This window comes from Acinetobacter seifertii (genome assembly GCF_016064815.1).
Classification (GTDB): Bacteria; Pseudomonadota; Gammaproteobacteria; order Pseudomonadales; family Moraxellaceae; genus Acinetobacter; species Acinetobacter seifertii.
Genome location: NZ_CP065820.1, coordinates 3,034,399 through 3,053,485, shown reverse-complemented (window position 1 = coordinate 3,053,485; position 19,087 = coordinate 3,034,399). Strand labels below are relative to the sequence as shown.

The window sequence follows — 19,087 nt, the reverse complement described above, 5'->3', positions numbered from 1 at the left end:
GAAGACTCCTTTTTTTATTCATGTAAATTTGTTGTGATTTTCTGCATGATTTGCAGGAGTACATCAAATTCGCTTTGTAGTGGTGTACTTTTACGTGTAACGAGTGCCAGAGTACGACTTGGTGCATCTTCAATTGGTTTTGCAGTAATCTGATCATTAAACTTGATCATACTATTTTCAATTGCGATTTCTGGTAAAAGCGTAAAACCTAAATTAGAAGACACCATCTCAACTAAGGTAGGTAATGAACTTGCTTTTAAACGGTTATCGTTTTTACGCTCACCAATTGGACACGCACTTAATACGTGGTCACGTAAGCAATGGCCTTCTTCAAGTAAAATCAGTCGTGACAAATCGAGGTCATCTAGAGAGTTTGCTTGAAGCGCATTTGTATCTTGTTTACTGCAAACGAGATACAAATTTTCTTTTGAAATTTCAGCTACTTTTAGACTTCTTGTGTCAAAAGGTAGTGCAAGAACGATCATGTCCAAATTACCATGCTCTAATCGCTCTACAATTTTCTCGCTTTGAGCTTCATGTAAATGCAACTGAATTTTTGGTAATTGGTGATGCACTTCATCAAGTAACCGTGTCAGGATAAAAGGTGCAATGGTTGGAATAACACCCAAATGAAGATCACCAGTTAATGGTTCACTCATTTCACGGCTTAAACGCATTAAATCCTGAGCATCTGCTAGCAATACACGGGCTCGAGCAACGACTTGCTCACCTAATGGCGTTAAACGCACATTCTGACGGTCACGTTCAACCAGAACGCCACCTAGTAGCCTTTCTAGCTCCATAATGCCGCCCGATAAAGTCGATTGGGTAACAAAAGAGCGACGTGCTGCTTCAGTAAAATGCAAAGTTTCCGACAACGTAACTAAATATGATAGCTGTCTTAGTGAGGGTAATGCAGCCATAGTGTCCTAGTATGATGATTTAAAATGATGCGCAAATAAACCGCTAAGCTGTGGAATAAAATGGGCAGGGATATCATGCCCCATTCCATCAATTAATTCAAACTTAGCACCGGAAATTGCTTTTGCTACAGCCTTACCGTGGCTCGGTGGAAGTAAGCGATCACGAGAGCCATGTAAGACTATTGTGGGTTGCTTAATTTCACGGTCCAGTTGCAGTAAGGAACCTGTACATAATATTGCTAAAAACTGTTGAAGTACACCAGCAGGATAATAGCTACGTTGATAAAGTTTTCGTGCGGTTTGAACGGCTTCAATATGGTTAATATAACCAGGAGAACCAATTAACTGGAATAATTTTAAGCTGTGATTAACAATCCCTTCTTCATCACGTGATTCTGGTTTGCCAATCAAACTTAAAAGCTGTTTAGGAAACGGTGGGGGTAAAAACGGTTGATTGTTACTTGTAAACATCAAACCTAACTTTTCTACTTTTTCTGGATATTTTGCAGCAAGAATTTGGGCAATCATACCGCCCATTGATGCACCGACTACATGAGTCTTACTTACGCCTAAACGGTCAAGAAGCATCGATACGTCGTCAGCCATATCATACAATGTATAAGGTGCGCCCTGATTACTTAACCCTAAAGCAAAACGTCCCATCAACTTCATGGTATTTAAACGTTTACCCTGATGACGTACTTTTGAAGAAAGGCCAATATCACGGTTATCAAAACGAATAACACGAAAACCTTGATCAATGAGCGATTTACAGAAAAAGTCCGGCCAAAATAGCATTTGAGCACCTAAGCCCATAATCAGCAAAATGGTCGGGTGTTCTGGTTTTCCACCTACTTCTACATGCAATTCAATACCGTTGCCTAAATTGACTTTGGTTTCCTGCATAAAAGGAGTGTAGGGTGAAATACTAAATTGTAAGGCGCTATTCATGTTATTCATACCTTAAAGGAATACTCTTTAACGAGTATTCCTAATTTAAACTTTATGCTTGGGCAGGAATAAGATCTGGAACAAGCTTAGTTAAATTTAAACGTTGCTTGCCTGCTGTCGCACCTAACAATACGAAACCACGTAATGTTCCGTCATTATCAAGTGCTTTGGCAAGCATACCATCGTCGAATTCTTCAGTTTCCCAATTTACATCGACATCAACTGGTGCCGGTAAAACTGTAAGTGGTGCAGCCGGGGTTTTTACCGCAACTGGCATTGCAGGGTAATGTACATTTGTCTGTTGACCGCTTAATGTTTTTGCTAAAGCACGCGCTTGCTGCATAATTGGCATTACATAAGGAAGTAGGGTACCGTTAACTTCTGCACAGTCACCAATTGCATAAATATCTGCTTGATTCGTTTCAAGCAAGCTATTGGTAATTACACCACGGCTGGTTTGAATATTTGCGCTTTGAGCAAGAGAAATATTTGGTTGTAGGCCAATTGCTGAAAGTACGATATCAGCAACTAAAGTTTGACCATTTGCTAATGTAACGGCGTAATCATCCCCGTTATTGATTTTACTTACTTTTTCAACGGTTGTGCCTAATGCAAATTTAACCCCAGCTTCTTCAAGATTTTCTTGGAAAGCTGAAGCAATGTGTGACGGTAATAAACGACCCAATGGTTGAGGCGCTAAATCAATTACCGTTACATCATATTCACTATGAAGTAAGTCATTGGCAAATTCACAACCGATTAAACCAGCACCCAAAATTACAACACGTTTATCTTTACGTTGAGCAAGGTTTTCGCGGAAGGTACGATAGTCAATTAGTGAGTTCACTACATGAATGTCATCACTGCCATCTCCTGCAATTGCAAGACGAATCGGGTTGGCACCAATAGCCAAAATTAATTTTGAATAGGGTTGTTGAGAAACAACACCATCTTTTTCTAGAACAAGCTCATGACGCTCAGCTAAAATTTCTTTCACCCATGTAAAAGGTTCAATACGCATATTGAGCTGTGCACTCATTTTTGCAGCATCACCTAACGGAATTTGTTCCGGAGCCTTTTTACCTGCAAAGGCATTAGATAACGTTGGTTTTGCATAGTTCACCGCATCATCCGCACAAATCATTACAAGTTCTTGCTCTGGGTTAAGCTTACGGAACTCACGTGCTAAGGTATAACCCGCCATGCCTGATCCGATAATGACGATTGGATGCATTTTTTTCTCCAGAATTAGAATTGTTCATTTAATACGGTGATTGATGATATATAAAAAAGACCATGTAAATCATGGCCTTTTCATTTAAGACATTAGATTTCGATCATTTCAAAGTCAGCTTTTGAAACGCCACAATCAGGGCAAGTCCAATCATCAGGGATATCTTCCCATTTTGTTCCAGCTGCAATGCCGTCTTGTGGCCAACCTTCTGCTTCATCGTAAATCCATCCACAAACGATACATTGATATTTTTTCATGAGACTCTCCGCACTGATAAGTTTGCTCAAAGCTGCCTTTCAGTAAAACTATTTCATCTATTAATAATGTAACTACGATCCGTTCAATAATAACTAATGTAGCTTTGATCGGGTATCAAATTTTTACGCAGTTCTACATTTAAAGTAAAGCACATAAGGGAGTTTAATCATTCGTAAGCAAAGATGAATGGCATATCGAGACAAATAACTGGTTATTTAGGCAAAACTTCAACATAAACACATAATAAATCATATTTTTTTATTCACTTATTGATCTAATAAGGTTTTAAGTGATATGAAGGGTTACAAAAAGAACAAAGCATTTATATAAATAAAGTTCTTAAAAACATAAGCTGATTAATAAATAGACAGATAAATTGATATTTATATAAAGCGATAAAGTTTGTTGAATACTTGAGTAACAGAGATAAGGAAGTTGAGTATGGAAATTCTAGTATATGAAGTAGAGATTAACGCGCCTATAGAAAAAGTATGGAACGTACTCTGGAATAGCGAGACATATAATGCGTGGACGAAATTCTTTGCGCCGGATTCTTCAATGCGCACTGACTGGAAAATTGGTGGTAAAACATATTTTCTAGACGGAGAAGGAAATGGAATGGTTTCGACCATTGAAGAAATGAACAAGCCTGAAGTGCTAATTTTTAAACATTTAGGAATGATTAAAGAGGGTAAGGAAGACTTAGAAAGTGAAGAGGTGAAGGGCTGGAGTGGTTCGCTAGAAAAATATTTTTTAAGCCAAAATGGGAATACTACAACTTTAAAAGTTGAATTGGCCACCTTACCTGAATATATCGGTATGTTAAAAAGTGGCTTTATTCAAGGTTTTGAAGTTGTAAAACATATTGCTGAAGGGAGCTAGTTCATCTTACTCAGTTCGTTGTTTAGGCAAAGTATTTTTTATGAATTTTAGAAATCAGATCATTGAGACGAGAAGGATAAGCAAGACGATGATGGCCTCCGTCATATGTTTCTACTGTCATATAAGGTGAAAGCTTTTCCTGTACTTGATACATATCAAGTTGCTCGTCTCCTAACTCTAAATAAGCCATTTTAGGATGAGAGTGATCAAGATCTTCATCACAAAGGTGAGGATAATCATTACGAAAACTAGGATTAAGGCTTGGGTTAGCAACAATCACCGCTAATTTATGTTGAGCGGCTGTTTTCAATGCCCAGTAGCCGCCAAGACTATGTCCAACCAATAAGTCAGGTTTAATTGTTTCGATCGCTTGGTGATAAAAATCTTTAACTGAAGAGTAGCTTAGGTTTCGATAATCAACATCAATACAAAATTTTTCAGGATGCAAGATGGCATGGAACTTTGTTGATTCACGAGAAGAATCCAAGCCATGTAAAAATAGAATTTTCATTATTTACTACACAATCTCATGGATAAAATAAAAGGCAAAAAAAGCCTTTTAATATCGAGGTCATTTGGATTTTTTTATATTTTACTTAAAGCAAAAAAAAATGATCTTAGCGATTGGTCTAAGTAATTTTCGTCATTGAATACTGATTTAGTGTGAATGGTTTGACTTTTTTCATTTTTGTTTTGTTGAAATCTTTCGAAAAACTCCTGCAATCTGTTAGGATATAGCACTTAATTTTTACTTAATCGAGGCAGAGATGACGCAACAAAACGCTCAATCGACTTCTGAACCAACTATTTCCGAAAACGATTTAATCGCACAGCGTCATGCCAAATTAAAGCAAATCCAAGATGTTGCAAAGGATACTGGAAAGAGTCCTTGGCCAAATACATTTAAACGTGAACACTACGCTGCCGATTTACAAGAACAATTTAAAGATCAGTCGAAAGAACAAATTGAAAGCGCTGAACATGTCTATGTAAAAGTTGCTGGCCGTGTCATGTTAAACCGTGGTTCTTTCATGGTGATTCAAGATATGACTGGGCGTATCCAGTTATATGTTGACCGTAAAGGTTTACCAAAAGATATTCTTGAGACCATTAAGGGTTTGGACCTAGGCGATATTATTGCTGCTGAAGGTTATATTGGTCGTTCTGGCAAAGGTGACTTATATGTACACCTTGAAAGCTTTGAACTTCTTACAAAATCGCTTCGTCCATTACCAGATAAATTTCATGGTTTGAACGATACAGAAGTTAAGTACCGTAAGCGTTACCTCGACTTAATCGTGAATGAAGAAACTCGTAAGACTTTTGAAATTCGTGCCAAAGTTGTTGCAGGTATTCGTGCATTTTTAACAAATGAGCGTTTCATGGAAGTCGAAACGCCAATGATGCATGTAATTCCGGGTGGTGCATCTGCACGTCCGTTTGAAACGCATCACAATGCTTTAGATATGCCGCTATTCTTGCGTATCGCACCTGAGCTTTACTTAAAGCGTTTGGTTGTTGGTGGTTTTGAGCGTGTGTTTGAAATTAACCGTAACTTCCGTAATGAAGGGGTGTCAACACGTCATAACCCTGAATTTACAATGATCGAGTTTTATCAGGCATATGCTGATTATAAAGACTTGATGGCTTTGACTGAAAACATGCTTGAAAAGCTAGCCCTTGATATTTTAGGTACGACTGATGTGCCTTACCAAGGTGAAGTGTTTAGCTTTAAAGGGCCATTCAAGAAAATCTCTATGTTTGATGCCATTTTAGAGAATAACCCTCAATTTACGCCAGAAAATGTAGGTGACCGCGAATTCCTTGCAAAATTTGTGCGTGAGGAATTAAAAGAGCAAGTTAAACCTGGTTTTGGTTTAGGTAAACTTCAAACAATCGTATTTGAAGAAACAGTGGAAACTAAACTGCGTCAACCTACCTTTATCACTGAATATCCAGCGGAAACGTCTCCACTTGCTCGTCGTAATGATGATAATCCGCACATTACCGATCGTTTTGAGTTTTTCATCGGCGGACGTGAATTGGCAAATGGCTTTAGCGAGTTAAATGACCCAATTGATCAGGCAGAGCGTTTCCAAGCTCAGGTTGCTGAAAAAGATGCGGGCGATGACGAAGCAATGCATTACGATGCAGAGTTTGTTGAAGCGCTTGAATACGGTTTACCTCCAACAGCTGGTGAAGGTATTGGTATTGACCGTTTGGTTATGCTTTTTGCTGATGCGCCAAGTATTCGTGATGTAATTTTATTCCCGCATATGCGTCGTAAAGAAGGTTAATTTAATCTTCAAAGAACAAAAAGGCAGTTTATACTGCCTTTTTTTATTCACTCTTTATATATAAAAAACACTAAAATTATAGAAAACTTAAGACCACGTTAAAAAATGTAATTGCACAGTTTAACAATTGCAAATTTGTGATAAAAAAATTAATGTGTTGCTCATAAATAACTTTGAGAATTGTGCTGACATGTTTTTAAGAAAAACACTTTCAATTGCATTATTAACAGCTGCCTCTTCAGCTGTTTTTGCCCAAGGTTTGGTGCTTAATAATGATGATTTGCGTACAGATTTAAATTGGTTGAATCAACAAGGTGTTATTAACATCAGCACTTCTACTTGGCCTTTAAGCGGTGATGAAATTCAGCGCGCACTCTCTCAGGCTAAAGTAACTCATCCAGCTCAACAAAAAGTTATTAATTCAGTTCTTAATGCATTAAAAGCAGATAACGATACAGTTAAAGTAGGTGCTTTTGTAGGAACAGATATCAAAGATATTCCTCAAGCATTTGGAAATAATCATAAATCACAGTATGAAGGGTCTGTAGAGTTTAATGCGGGCGGTGAAAACTGGGACGCAAAAATTCGTGTAAACGCTGAAAAAGATCCACAAATTGATAGTGGGCATGATGCGAATGTAGAAGGTTCGTATGTTGCTGGCAAGCTCTGGAATCAATGGGTTGTTGCAGGTCAAATTCCAACGTGGTGGGGACCTGGACATGATGGCAGCTTAATCCGTGGTGATGCGAGTCGTCCCGTTTATGGGGTAACCATGCAACGAGCTGTACAAGATGCATTTGAAAATAAATGGTTGTCTTGGATTGGGCCTTGGCAATACCAATTATTTGCAGGTCAGTTAGATGACTATAAGGCTGTTCCTAATGCTAAATTATTGGGGATGCGTGTAACTGCACGTCCAGTTCCAGCTTTGGAGTTAGGTGCTTCACGTACACTTCAGATTGGTGGTGATGGGCAACCAAACAGCTTCAAGGCATATTGGAATGCAATTATTGGTAAAGATAATGGCTGTACAAACACTGATTGTATTGGTGTAGATAATCCGTCTAACCAGTTAGCTGGTTTTGATGCTCGCTTACACCTACAACCTTTATTTAATATTCCAGTCAGTGTTTATGGACAATACATTGGTGAAGACGAAGCAGGTTACTTACCATCGAAAAAAATGTATTTAGCTGGTGCTGATTATTCTTCAATTGTTAAAAATATGCCTTACCAACTTTATGCTGAATGGGCAGATACGCGTACTAATGGCGATGTAAAAGGCATTTCATATAGTCATCATCAATATACTGACGGTTATTATCAGCATGGTTTCCCTCTAGGGCATGCAATTGGTGGTGATGGTCAAATGTACTCTGTCGGTGGTGATATTCGCTTTGACACGATGAATCGCTTAAGTGGCCGTGCAATGGTTGTGAAGGTAAATGAATCTAACTTGGCAATCAATAAAGCCTTCCCTAAAGAAGATAAAATCAAAGCACTTGATTTAACTTGGACGCATTACATCAAACCAGATCTTCCATTAAAAATTAATGGTTGGATTAGCGACTCTGACCTAGAAGGTAATGATTCAGGTGCATCTATTGGTATTGAAATTCCATTAGAACGTAAAATGTTTGGTTTCTAATTAATTAAATAGTGCTATAGCAAGAGAGAAGCTAAAATGGCTTCTCTTTTTTATTGTATTTAAAGAAATCTAAAGATGAGATCGTGATTTGCTTCAGCTAATAATGCGAGCTACGATAGACAGGTTAGCTATGCAAATCAGTATTTTACATTTATATGATGAATTTGAATATCAATATGAAAAAACAAGCAAAAGAAAACAGTTTTAAATCACTATAATGCATAACTAATGCTATAAGCCTCATAAAGGGCTTGTGGTTGGATTATTTATCACAAAAAATTGGAGTTGTTATGGCACTCGTTCCTCCACATGGTCTTCTAAGTGGTGGTTTAATACCACTTCTAGATTTTATGGGCAAAATGGATAGAGAAGGGCGTGTTCATGACTGAATCAAGACTTACACATCTCAAGCAACTTGAAGCTGAAAGTATTCATATTATCCGTGAAGTTGCAGCAGAATTTGAAAATCCAGTCATGCTTTACTCAATTGGTAAAGATTCGGCTGTGATGCTTCATCTTGCATTAAAAGCATTTTATCCTGCGAAACTTCCTTTTCCTTTATTACATGTTGATACGGGTTGGAAGTTTAAAGACATGATCGCGTTTCGCGATAACATGGCAAAAACCCATGGCTTTGATTTAATTGTTCATCAAAATAAAGAAGGCCGTGAAGCAGGGATTAATCCATTTGATCACGGTAGCTCAAAATATACAGATATTATGAAAACCCAAGCTTTAAAACAGGCTTTGGATAAATATCAATTTGATGCTGCTTTTGGTGGTGCGCGCCGTGACGAAGAAAAATCGCGTGCGAAAGAGCGTGTGTATTCATTCCGTGATAGTAAGCATCGTTGGGACCCTAAAAACCAACGTCCTGAACTTTGGAACCTTTACAACGGTAAAGTAAACAAAGGCGAAAGTATTCGTGTATTCCCTTTATCTAACTGGACAGAGTTAGATATCTGGCAATATATCTATTTAGAAAATATTCAAATTGTTCCTCTTTATTTCTCTGCTGTTCGTCCAGTAGTTGAGCGTAGTGGCACGCTCATTATGGTGGATGATGAACGCATGCGCTTAAAAGAGGGTGAAGTTCCACAAATGAAGTCTGTACGTTTCCGTACACTAGGCTGTTATCCATTAACAGGGGCAGTCGAGTCTGAAGCTGATACATTGCCAGAAATTATTCAGGAAATGTTATTGGCAACAAGTTCTGAGCGTCAAGGTCGTATGATTGACCATGATGAAGCAGGCTCAATGGAAAAGAAAAAGCAAGAAGGCTATTTCTAAGACAGTTTCTAAATTTGTGGAGTTTGAGCAATGTCTCATCAATCAGACTTAATCAGCCAAGACATTCTGGCTTATTTAAAACAGCATGAACAAAAAGACCTTTTGCGTTTTTTGACTTGCGGTAACGTAGATGATGGTAAAAGTACCTTAATTGGCCGTTTACTTTACGATTCAAAATTGATTTATGAAGATCAATTACAAGCTGTAACACGTGACAGTAAAAAAGTAGGTACGACGGGTGATGCACCAGATTTGGCGTTGCTTGTAGATGGTTTGCAGGCTGAGCGTGAGCAAGGTATTACTATTGATGTAGCTTATCGCTATTTCTCGACTGAAAAGCGTAAGTTTATTATTGCCGATACACCGGGACATGAACAATATACCCGCAACATGGCTACTGGTGCATCGACTGCTGATCTTGCAATTATTTTGATTGATGCGCGCTATGGTGTTCAAACTCAAACGCGTCGTCATACATTTATTGCTAGTTTGCTTGGTATTAAAAATATTGTTGTTGCCATTAATAAAATGGACTTGGTTGAATATTCACCTGAGCGTTTTAATGAGATTCAGATTGAATATGATGCGTTCGTGAGCCAGTTAGGTGAGCGTCGCCCAGCTAATATCTTATTTGTTCCGATTTCTGCTTTAAATGGCGATAACGTTGTAAATCCATCTGCTCATACTCCTTGGTACAAGGGTCAAACCTTGATGAGTATTCTTGAGTCTGTGGAAATTAGCCGCGAATCAAACAAACACGAATTCCGTTTCCCTGTTCAGTATGTGAACCGTCCAAACCTCGACTTCCGTGGTTTTGCGGGTACTGTAGCTTTAGGTGAAATTAAAGTCGGTGACGAAATTGTAGCGTTACCTTCTGGTAAGCGTTCTACGGTTAAAGAAATCGTTACTTTTGACGGTAACCTTGAGCAAGCAGTGGCTGGTCAAGCAGTTACATTAACGTTAAACGATGAAATTGATATTAGCCGTGGTAACGTGCTGGTACGTGCAGGTGAGGAACCATTAATTTCACGTAGCGTTCGTGCTTCTGTGGTATGGATGAATGAGCACCCGCTTGTAAAAGGTAAGTTGTACAACATTAAGATTGGTACACAAACCGTTCCAGCAAAAGTGACGAACATTCACTACCGTGTGAATGTAAATACACTTGAGCATACTCAAGTAGAAGAGCTTGAGTTAAATGCAATTGCCGATGTGGTAGTTGAGTTCGATGCTCCAGTGGTATGTGACCAATATCAAGACTCTCGTTACACAGGTTCATTTATTTTTATTGACCGTTTAAGTAACGTGACTGTTGGCGCGGGCATGGTAGAAGCTGCTGTAGAGTGGACTGCTCATAACAATGCTGTTACTGCCGAAGACCGTGCTGCTCGTTTAGGTCAAAAACCTGCTGCTATTGGTGTTTCTGCACAATTAATTGAAAAAGCTCAAGTCTTAGAAAGTTTGCTGATTCAGCAAGGTGTAGTTGCGATCGCGAAAGCAAGTTTAACAGCTGAGCAATTGGTTCTGTTACGTGAGACAGGTGTTGTAACTATTACAACTTCTGTGGATGGTACAGATACTGAGATAACTGCTGAAACAGTAGAAGAAGCAGTAGAAAAAATCGTGGAATTGGTTCGTCTTTAATAGATTGAAAATGAGTTCCAAAAAACCCGCGTAAGCGGGTTTTTTTATTGAGTTTATAAAATACTTTGAGTTTTTAAAGTTAAATATTCTCTTAAATCTTTAGGGTAGTTCTGAATCATCTTTAAGAATGTATCTCGATCACCTTGATATAAGGCGCGTGTTGCTTCCTCGTAATTTGGCATATTGCCTAACATAGCAGACATAAAACGGTCGATGGCTTGTTTGGCAAGCATAATATTGCCTTCAGAATTTGGATTATTTAACTCTTTATCAATTAACTTACGAATTACTGCTGATGCACTCGCACTTTGTTGATCTAACCAATCCCAATGTTTTTTCTGTAAAGTGATTTCACGCGAAATTACGCCAAGTTTAGGTCGACCAACTTTTTTAATTTCTTCAGGTTCAGCATAACGTTGTTGAAAATCTTGTTCTGAACCAGAAAGATCAAGATCAATTTGTTGACCTGTTTGATCATTAAAAATCAGAATATTTTCCGTTGTTTTAGGAAGATGTTTTAGTTTTTTTGCAAGTTCAACAAGGGAGTCGCTTGCAATAAGTGTGCTTCCAGTAAAAGCGGTATAGGTGATTGTTATATTCATTTTTGCCACATATTTTTATCAGGGTAAAATAATATTATCAGGGTAAAACTAATTTGGCAAACATTAAAATTTATAACCAAAGAATTATCTGATTTTATGAGTAGTATCTCTGAAATTAAGGCTATAAAAATAGTCAAGGTAAGAGGCTATTTAAAATTTTGTTCTGCTTTAATATCGCTTTTATGAGAGAATGTGCCTTTAGTTGTATGTATAAGGACTCCTATGTTTGAGCAATCTCCTGAATCTTTAAGCGATATCGAAATTTTAGACATTTTACAGTCGATGAAAAAAGATAAGCTGGATACGGAAGCAAATGAGATTATCCGTAGCGGGGGAAAAGCAGGACGTCAGGAAGCGCATAAACAGGCTTTGGTGGCACTAAATTCAAATTTTGAAGAGAAGTTTGTAGAGGCAGTGACTCTTGCACTAGGTTTAAATGCAGCTCAAGCTAAAAAAATTCGCTATAAAAAAGATCGAATTCGTATTTTAAAAGCGCGTGGTATTGATTATTTAGCTATTGATGGGGCAGAAACAGCGCAAGTTTTGGCACAAATTTCACAAGCAATTGTTCGTGAAGATGCAATAGTTACCCATGACTTACATGATATCTTCCCATTTTGGAAAGAAGGTTGGCCAATGGTGCAATTTGATAATGCCTATAAAATTTTAGAAGAAGATATTACCTTGCACTTTCATGCGTTCTTAGATGCGATGATTGAGTACGTAAATAAATAAAAAATAAAAGCCCCAATTGGGGCTTTTATTTTTTATAGCAGAGTAGAGTTAGATCGCACTAAAAAGTGGAAAAACACCAATCACCAAAGCTGTACCCATTAACACCATACAAGTAATAAATGCCCACTTAAAAGTGAACTTTTGATGATCTGCAAAATCGACTTTAGCAAGACCACATAGTAAGTATGTTGAAGGAACAAGTGGTGATAATAAGTGTACAGGTTGGCCTACAATTGATGCACGAGCAATCGCTTCTGGACTAATACCATAATGTGAAGCAGCTTCAGCAAGAATAGGTAATACACCATAGAAGAATGCATCATTTGACATAAAGAACGTCAAAGGCATGCTTACCAACGCTGTAATTGGTGCCAGATATGGACCCATACTTGCAGGAATCATTGCGACAAACTCTTTAGACATCGCTTCAACCATGCCTGTGCCAGATAAAATACCTGTAAAAATACCAGCCGCAAAAATTAAACCTACCACAGCCAAGATACTATCAGCATGCATAGCGATACGTTTCTTCTGCATATCAACATCTGGATAGTTGATAAGCATCGCAATACAGAACGCAAGCATGAATAACACTGACATTGGTAAAATACCTTTGATCAACGCAATCATAAGAATAATGGTGAGTACCATATTTACTTTACGTAAATGTGGACGAGTCGCTTCTGGATCTTTTGAAACAGTAATATTGTCACCATGATGGCTTTCAAGCTCAATCACGCCTAAACGTTTTTGCTCATAGCGACCATATAAATATGCCAAGAAGAATAACCAGCCAATACTAATAATCATTGGAAGAATCATTGGTACAAAAATATGGCTTGGGTCGACTTGAAGTGCACTCGCTGCGCGGGCAGTAGGTCCACCCCATGGTGTAAGGTTCATTACACCGCTACATAACAACATAAGTGCTGTCATGATCAGTGTATTCATACCAAGTCGCTGATAGAGAGGAAGCATCGCTGCGACACAAATCATATATGTCGTTGAACCATCACCATCAAGAGAAACTAATGTCGTTAAAAAAACGGTCCCTAATGTAATTTTTAGAGGATCGCCTTTAACCTTTTTTAAAATCCATTTAACTGGGGGATCGAAAAGACCTGCATCGATCATTAAGGCAAAATATAAAATTGCAAATAATAGCATTACACCAGTAGGTGCAAGTTTTTTGATGCCTTCTAGCATCATCTCGCTGAGACCTTTAAGCTCAATATGACTTAAGCTTTCAAAGTAGTGACCTAGGCCCCAAGCAATAAGAGAAAAAATAAATGGGATAAGAATTAAAGCAATAATAGGGCTTAAACGTTTGGACATGATTAAGTACATGAAGCACAAAATCATGCCAACACCAAGTAATGTCAGCATACAATCAATCCTTTGCCTTTAGTTTTACTGAACAAGTTTATTCCAAACTTTGACTTTTATTATTCTTATGAATTTTTATTAAAAAAACAAATAATATATTTAGTTTATTTGGTTAATATATATTCAATTAAAAAGGTATATTCTCAGGAAATACTGAACATATATATTAATGGCTTAGTTTATTTATTATATATAGTAGCTTTTATATTTATATAAAGGTTTTATCATATTTAAAATTATCATATATTTTGAAGAATTATACTTGCTTTGAGCGTTGAGATGAGAAGAAGATCCATTTACAAGGCTTGTAATGTCTACGTTACCTAAGGCTGATGGGGTTGTAAATGCTTTATTCGCAAATTTTCATTTCAATTGAACTTAATTTTTTTATTTTAATTAAGAGGTTAATCTTTATATTTATAAATATGATTAGCATAATTAATTAAACTTTTAATAATGAAGAATATTAAATGAAAGCGTGAATTTAATAATTACTTATTCATATTAAAAAAATATCCTGCATTTGGCAGGATATTTTGCACCAAAATAAATCAATTTTCGTCAGGCGGGGAATGTAATTCAGATTTTTCTAATACGCGAGTAACTAATAGTTGATCGATTTTAAAATGATCCACATCGACAACTTCAAATTTATAACCACCAAATTCGACAAAATCGGCTGGACGAGGAATTTTGCGTAAACGATACATCATAAAACCTGCTAGCGTTTCATAATTCTCTTCATCGGGCATTTCGTCAATTTCGAGAGCATGTCTCAGGTCATCAATTGGTGTGCTGCCATCAATTAACCAAGAGTTATTGTCACGTTTAATGATTTGCTGTTCTTCTTCAATTGGGGTGACCCAGTCACCCATTACGGTAATCATGATATCGCTTAAGGTGATAACACCAACTACAAGCGCATATTCATTAATTACAACAGCGAACTTTTCTTTTGTTGATCGGAAGCGATCAAGTAATTCAGAAAGCGTTAATGTGTCAGGAATAATCAGAACATTACGAATAGTAGACTCATTTAATTGAGTGGGTGATTGGTTATTTAAAATACGAACAAGAAAATCTTTGGCATCTACATACCCAATAACCTGATCAATATTTTCATTACACACTAAAAATTTAGAATAAGGATATTCTGCTAATTTTTGTCGAATACTGTCTTCATGTTCGTTTAAAGTGAAATAAACAACATTTTCACGCGTTGTCATACTCGATGGTACGTTGCGTTCCTCTAGTTCAAAAACATTTTCAATAAAATGATGTTCTTGTTTTTGAAGTACACCTGCTTGGGCACCTGCATCCATAACAGCTGAGATATCGTCAAAAGTAATATTGTCTTCGCGAGTTGTATTTACTTTGAATAAGCGGAATAACAGGTTCGCGATGGCATTAATTCCCCAAGCTAAAGGTTTGCAAACTTTAATAAAAACCTGAATTGGATTGATAACACTAATTGCAATTTTTTCTGGGGCAATCATAGCCAAGCGTTTTGGCATAAGATCGGCAAATAAAATAAATAGCGATGTTACTAAAGTAAAAGATAGAGCAAAACCAATTGTTTGCGACCAGGGACCTACATAGAAGCGGTCAACTAAAGTCACAAAAAAAGGACGGAAAGCAGCTTCGCCTAAAATACCGCCTAAAATTGCAACAGCATTTAGTCCAATTTGGGATGCTGCAAAAAAGTCTGCAGATTGTTCTTGTAAATCAAGTACCTGTTGAGCACGTTCCTCACCAGCTTCAGCTAAAATTTTTAACTTCACTTTTCTGGCGCCAGCCAGTGCAATTTCAGTTAAAGATAAAAAGCCTGCTGCGATGATGAGCAGTACGATGATAATGATATTTTGAAAGAGACTCACAAATCACCCGAGGTTCATCATTATTATGACTATGTTTTAACACAAAAAAGCGCTGAGGTAATCAGATTGATTGCTCAGCGCTTAAAGATAATGTTTGAAAGAGACAATTAAATTAAAATTTATTTAATAGTGAGAAAATTGTGAATTGTTGGTAAGAAATTCACGATTTTCTTCTTCGATCATTTGGCGAGCAACGAATAGAATAAGTTGGCGTAACCAGCGATGAGCAGGGTGATGGTGTAATAGTGGGCACCAAGCCATTTTAAGTTCAAATTCTGGAATATAAAAAGGAGGATCCTTTATAACCAGTTTTGGATTTTGAGTTTGTAGGCGCGCCATTCGAGTTGGAAGCGTTGCAATGAGGTCAACATTTTGAGCAAGCAATGCTGGCATTTGGTAGTGGCGAGTAAATACTGAAATTTTACGGCGTTGACCAATACGTTCTAATGCTTGATCAATCCAGCCTAAACCACCTTGTTTATCTGGGTTTACGCCAAAACCAACACCCATACCTGTTTTAGATACCCAAATATGCTGTGCATCTAGGTAACTTTTAAGATTTAAATGAGTAACAGCAGGGTGTTTGTCATTCAAAATACAGCTGAAACTATCACGCCAAACTAACACTTGGTGGAAACTTTGCGGTATTTCATTAAATCTATTAATTGCCAGATCAACTTTACCTTGTTCCATGTCTCTATATGACACATCACTTGGGGTAAGAAAGTCGAGCACTACATTTGGAGCTTCAGAACGTAAAGCTTTTACAAGACGAGGGACCAGAGTAGCTTCTGCATAATCAGAAGTCATAATGCGAAAAACGCGATTGCTGGTATAAGGGCGGAATTCGGTACGCGGTTCCAAAATCATGGAAAGATCAGAAAGGGCATCGCGAATACGTGGTTGTAATTCGAGTGCGCGTTCTGTCGGTGTCATTCCTTCCGATGAACGGATTAGAAGAGGGTCGTTAAATAAATTACGCAAGCGACGTAAAATATTACTCATGGCTGGTTGAGTAACGCCAAGCTGTTCTGCTGCGCGTGTAACATTTTTTTCACGAAGAAGAACATCAAGATATATTAATAGATTAAGATCTACCCGTTCCAGATTCATAAAAAAAATACCGAAAATAAAACCCTAAAATTGTTTCAAATTATGCCATATTTAAAGAACATTGTGTGAAAAAATGATGAGAAAAACAACATTTTTTGTTGAAATTAAGTATGCTTGAAAAGGACCTCAAATGCTCGATTTTATTATCTTTGATCTGTTTTTGACTTTATGTTTATAGACGTAAAATTTTTCTCTTATATTTAACCATGTTCTATCATTAAAATTGACTTTTTACATTGGCAAAAGTCGCCTAATTTACAATTGACTTTTGACACTAAAAATGAATGGAAAAATCTCAAAAATTGTATAAAAATAAAACTTGGAGAGTTTTTTGATCAAAATACTATACTCCTTTAGGATTATTTTGTTTTTATAAACAAAGTGTTATGTTTTTTAGTTTTACTTATAATATCGATTTATTGGTATATTTTTTAAATAAATACTGAAGATTAACGAAGGATATTGGATTAATTGATTGGCTAAGTCTAAGCTGTGTTCATGAGGAAGCAGCTGGTGTCATAAGAAATTTAAGTAACGTGACTCTAGGCTTCAATCGATGAAATCCTAAAATGAATACAGGACAATATCATGACTACATATCAAACAGCGATTGATGCAGTACGTCAATTAAAAGCAAAATTTGGCAACACTTGGGCAGACATTAGCCCAGAAGATGCTGCTCGTATGCAACTTCAAAACCGTTTCAAAACTGGTTTAGATATTGCTAAGTATACAGCTGCGATTATGCGTCGTGATATGGCTGAATACGATGCTGACTCAAGCAAATACACTCAATCATTAGGTTGCTGGCATGGTTTCATCGCACAACAAAAAATGATTGCGAACAAAAAATACTTCGGTACTACAAGCAAACGTTATATCTACCTTTCTGGTTGGATGGTTGCTGCTCTTCGTTCAGAGTTCGGTCCACTTCCTGACCAATCTATGCACGAAAAAACTTCTGTTCCTGCTTTGATCGAAGAAATTTACACTTTCTTACGTCAAGCTGACGCAAAAGAATTAAACGATTTATTCCGTGCCCTTAAAAAAGCACAAGAAGCTGGTGATACTGCTAAAGCAGCTGAAATCACAGCTCAAATCGACAACTTTGAAACTCACGTTGTGCCAATTATTGCTGACATCGATGCTGGTTTCGGTAACGAAGAAGCAACTTACTTACTTGCTAAGAAAATGATCGAAGCTGGTGCTTGTGCGCTTCAAATCGAAAACCAAGTATCTGATGCTAAACAATGTGGTCACCAAGCTGGTAAAGTAACTGTTCCACACGAAGACTTTATTGCTAAGATCCATGCATTACGTTATGCATTCTTAGAAATGGGTCTTGAAGAAGGTATCATTGTTGCGCGTACTGACTCTGAAGGCGCTGACTTGACTCAAAAAATCCCAGTGGTTAAAGAGCCAGGTGACATCGCTTCTCAATACATCAGCTACTTAGATACTCAAGAAATTGACATTGCTGATGCGCAAGAAGATGAAATTTTAATCAAGCGTGATGGTAAGTTACACCGTCCTAAACGTTTACCTTCAGGTTTATATCAGTTCCGTGCTGACACTCAAATTGACCGTGTTGTACTTGACTGTGTATCTAGCCTTCAAAATGGTGCTGACCTTCTTTGGATCGAAACTGCGACTCCAAACGTAGAAGAAATCGCACACATGGTTAACCGTGTTAAAGAAGTTGTTCCAAATGCTAAGCTTGTTTATAACAACAGCCCATCATTTAACTGGACTTTAAACTTCCGTCAACAAGCTTACGACCGTTGGGTTGCTGAAGGTAAAGATGTTTCTGCATATGACCGCGCTAAATTAATGAGTGCTGAATATGACAATACTGAATTAGCTGCTGATGCTGATGACAAGATCCGTACATTCCAAGCAGATGCTTCCCGTGAAGCAGGTGTGTTCCATCACTTGATCACACTTCCGACTTACCACACTGCTGCTCTTTCTACTCATGAGCTTGCACAAGGTTACTTCGGTTCAGAAGGTATGTTGGCTTATGTTGCTGGCGTACAACGTAAAGAAATCCGTGGTGGTATCGCTTGTGTGAAACACCAAGCAATGGCGGGTTCTGACATCGGTGATGATCACAAAGAAATCTTCTCTGGTGATAACGCTCTTAAAGCACATGACGATGCTAAAAACACAATGAACCAATTCGCAGCTAACTAAGAATTGATTCCATAAAAAACCCGCTCAAATGAGCGGGTTTTTTATATTAAAACT

17 protein-coding genes are annotated in these 19,087 nt (G+C 37.5%); 8 read left to right on the top strand and 9 right to left on the bottom strand.

The features are described from left to right. Window positions 1-14: 14 nt before the first annotated feature. The 4 genes from oxyR to rubA form a co-directional block, all read right to left on the bottom strand. Window positions 15-923, bottom strand: a complete 909-nt coding sequence (gene oxyR, locus I8T81_RS14060) for a LysR family transcriptional regulator OxyR (protein ID WP_004703104.1) — start codon at window positions 921-923, stop codon at window positions 15-17. A gap of 6 nt (window positions 924-929) precedes the next feature. After that, window positions 930-1,874, bottom strand: coding sequence for an esterase EstB (gene estB, locus I8T81_RS14055; RefSeq protein WP_004703103.1), 945 nt, complete (start codon window positions 1,872-1,874; stop codon window positions 930-932). A gap of 52 nt (window positions 1,875-1,926) precedes the next feature. Next, the gene (gene rubB, locus I8T81_RS14050; RefSeq protein ID WP_198071484.1) at window positions 1,927-3,108 is read right to left on the bottom strand and encodes a rubredoxin reductase RubB; all 1,182 of its coding nucleotides are present in this window, start codon (window positions 3,106-3,108) and stop codon (window positions 1,927-1,929) included. A 92-nt stretch (window positions 3,109-3,200) separates the two neighbouring features. Then, the gene (gene rubA, locus I8T81_RS14045) at window positions 3,201-3,365 is read right to left on the bottom strand and encodes a rubredoxin RubA (protein ID WP_000760495.1); all 165 of its coding nucleotides are present in this window, start codon (window positions 3,363-3,365) and stop codon (window positions 3,201-3,203) included. Window positions 3,366-3,807: 442 nt separating this feature from the next. Here rubA and I8T81_RS14040 point away from each other — a divergent pair, with 442 nt between their 5' ends. Beyond that, complete coding sequence (locus tag I8T81_RS14040; protein WP_049065778.1) at window positions 3,808-4,248, top strand: SRPBCC family protein; 441 nt, start codon at window positions 3,808-3,810, stop codon at window positions 4,246-4,248. 22 nt (window positions 4,249-4,270) lie between these two features. On the opposite strand, the gene I8T81_RS14035 is transcribed toward I8T81_RS14040, so the two are convergent. Further along, window positions 4,271-4,759, bottom strand: a complete 489-nt coding sequence (locus tag I8T81_RS14035) for a YqiA/YcfP family alpha/beta fold hydrolase (RefSeq protein ID WP_004703099.1) — start codon at window positions 4,757-4,759, stop codon at window positions 4,271-4,273. Between the two features lie 256 nt (window positions 4,760-5,015). Here I8T81_RS14035 and lysS point away from each other — a divergent pair, with 256 nt between their 5' ends. The 5 genes from lysS to cysN all read left to right on the top strand — a co-directional run bounded on the left by lysS (window position 5,016) and on the right by cysN (window position 11,127). Further along, a complete protein-coding gene (gene lysS / locus I8T81_RS14030) occupies window positions 5,016-6,545 on the top strand; it encodes a lysine--tRNA ligase (protein WP_004703097.1) in 1,530 nt (509 codons plus the stop codon). Between the two features lie 190 nt (window positions 6,546-6,735). Then, window positions 6,736-8,193, top strand: coding sequence for a capsule assembly Wzi family protein (locus tag I8T81_RS14025; RefSeq protein WP_198071483.1), 1,458 nt, complete (start codon window positions 6,736-6,738; stop codon window positions 8,191-8,193). Window positions 8,194-8,450: 257 nt separating this feature from the next. Next, window positions 8,451-8,582 (top strand): hypothetical protein, encoded by a 132-nt coding sequence (locus I8T81_RS14020; protein ID WP_002054314.1) that lies wholly within the window; start codon window positions 8,451-8,453, stop codon window positions 8,580-8,582. Further along, window positions 8,575-9,483: a sulfate adenylyltransferase subunit CysD gene (gene cysD / locus I8T81_RS14015; protein WP_000140408.1), complete on the top strand. Its 909-nt coding sequence runs from the start codon at window positions 8,575-8,577 to the stop codon at window positions 9,481-9,483. The genes I8T81_RS14020 and cysD overlap by 8 nt, the downstream gene beginning before the upstream one ends. Before the next feature lie 30 nt (window positions 9,484-9,513). After that, window positions 9,514-11,127: a sulfate adenylyltransferase subunit CysN gene (gene cysN / locus I8T81_RS14010; RefSeq protein WP_198071482.1), complete on the top strand. Its 1,614-nt coding sequence runs from the start codon at window positions 9,514-9,516 to the stop codon at window positions 11,125-11,127. A gap of 53 nt (window positions 11,128-11,180) precedes the next feature. Here the strand turns inward: cysN and I8T81_RS14005 are convergent, their stop codons facing one another. Beyond that, a complete protein-coding gene (locus tag I8T81_RS14005; RefSeq protein WP_198071481.1) occupies window positions 11,181-11,738 on the bottom strand; it encodes a DUF2239 family protein in 558 nt (185 codons plus the stop codon). A 213-nt stretch (window positions 11,739-11,951) separates the two neighbouring features. On the opposite strand from I8T81_RS14005, the gene I8T81_RS14000 reads away from it, so the two are divergent. Next, window positions 11,952-12,464 (top strand): hypothetical protein, encoded by a 513-nt coding sequence (locus I8T81_RS14000; protein WP_191012783.1) that lies wholly within the window; start codon window positions 11,952-11,954, stop codon window positions 12,462-12,464. A gap of 48 nt (window positions 12,465-12,512) precedes the next feature. On the opposite strand, the gene I8T81_RS13995 is transcribed toward I8T81_RS14000, so the two are convergent. The 3 genes from I8T81_RS13995 to I8T81_RS13985 all read right to left on the bottom strand — a co-directional run bounded on the left by I8T81_RS13995 (window position 12,513) and on the right by I8T81_RS13985 (window position 16,840). Then, window positions 12,513-13,850: a CitMHS family transporter gene (locus I8T81_RS13995; protein ID WP_004703084.1), complete on the bottom strand. Its 1,338-nt coding sequence runs from the start codon at window positions 13,848-13,850 to the stop codon at window positions 12,513-12,515. A 551-nt stretch (window positions 13,851-14,401) separates the two neighbouring features. Next, the gene (locus I8T81_RS13990; RefSeq protein WP_019456855.1) at window positions 14,402-15,727 is read right to left on the bottom strand and encodes a hemolysin family protein; all 1,326 of its coding nucleotides are present in this window, start codon (window positions 15,725-15,727) and stop codon (window positions 14,402-14,404) included. A gap of 123 nt (window positions 15,728-15,850) precedes the next feature. Continuing rightward, window positions 15,851-16,840, bottom strand: a complete 990-nt coding sequence (locus tag I8T81_RS13985; RefSeq protein WP_004703082.1) for a LysR family transcriptional regulator — start codon at window positions 16,838-16,840, stop codon at window positions 15,851-15,853. A 588-nt stretch (window positions 16,841-17,428) separates the two neighbouring features. Here I8T81_RS13985 and I8T81_RS13980 point away from each other — a divergent pair. Continuing rightward, complete coding sequence (locus I8T81_RS13980; RefSeq protein ID WP_004703081.1) at window positions 17,429-19,033, top strand: isocitrate lyase; 1,605 nt, start codon at window positions 17,429-17,431, stop codon at window positions 19,031-19,033. Window positions 19,034-19,087 lie beyond the last annotated feature (54 nt).